The organism is Vibrio sp. Vb0667 (genome assembly GCF_033391095.1).
Map to the genome: position 1 here is coordinate 1 of NZ_JAWPOL010000351.1, position 1,084 is coordinate 1,084.

Below are 1,084 nucleotides of genomic sequence, written 5' to 3' on the forward strand. Positions count from 1 at the left end.
AGTGAAAAATCATCCCCTAGCTTATCGTACGCGTTGAGCACTTCTCTAAATCCTCTCAGGTACAAATAATCTTTAGTTAAGCCACCACCGCGGTATACGCGCGAAGGAATGGTAAAGGCTTGAACGTCAGACGCTTTGTACTGCTCCTTCAGCAACATAAAGGTGTGGCGGAAATCGCGCTCTTTAATCATAGATTCTACAGCAAGCACGCGAAGAGCTAAGGTTCTTAAACGTTTGATACTGAAGTGTCCAGAGAGGTACTCACACAAAATGGCCAACCCTTCCTGCGTATTGGTATTGGCAGGGCAACCTAAACTAAGCACTTTAAGTGGCTGTTGACGGCCATTAAGCGTAGTTAGCAAATGCACGCCCATCTCGTGGTGTGCCAGCGCTTCAAGCTCGTCAGTTGTGATGTGCGCAGCGCTGTTAATCTTCACTCGAGAGCCTGACACCAAAGCGTTTGCTAGCATGCCATCTAAGATTTGAATTTCACATTCATACCCATTTTTATCGGCGAAGCTTTGCATGAAATGAGCAATGGAGCGGCTATCATGCTCTGGTTTGCTCTCTTCTTCTGTCGGCAGATGCAAAATGAAATGTGCGTTAGCAATGTCTTTCGCACTTGGTTCACCGTAATAGCGCAGAGAGTTGTATAGGAACTCTTGCGTACCTATGGTGTTGACTTGATCAAGTTTGTCGGCGTAAGACTGAATGACATCCTCATAAAGCTTTTGTAACTGAGCATCTTCGATGTGTTCCAAAGGCAATTCGTACAAACGGCGTTTTGACTGATGAGTGTCAAGAGGCGCTTTCTGGTACTGAAAGTTAGGTTCTTGCGAGTACTTATTACTGATGAACCTTTCTCGCTCTTGGGCGTAATTAAGCGGGTTTACGCTGCTAAGAATATCAATATCAGTGACTAATTGAGTGAGGTTTACATCTATTGCTAATAGCTGGCTAGAAATTGGTTCATTAAACTGAGCCATGTCGTTCAACTCCATGTGAAGGTAAGACCTTTTCAACTAAGCGCAGAGTACCTGTCAGTCATCGAAGACAACTATGGGAGGCAAGAGCCGTTATCCAC

At 44.9% G+C, this 1,084-nt stretch carries 1 protein-coding gene; it reads right to left on the minus strand.

What is annotated here, in order from left to right; genetic code table 11:
• Positions 1 to 986: flavohemoglobin expression-modulating QEGLA motif protein (locus tag R8269_RS25840; protein ID WP_412079974.1), on the minus strand; the 986-nt coding region annotated here is incomplete at its 3' end.
• Between the last annotated feature and the right edge of the window lie 98 nt (positions 987 to 1,084).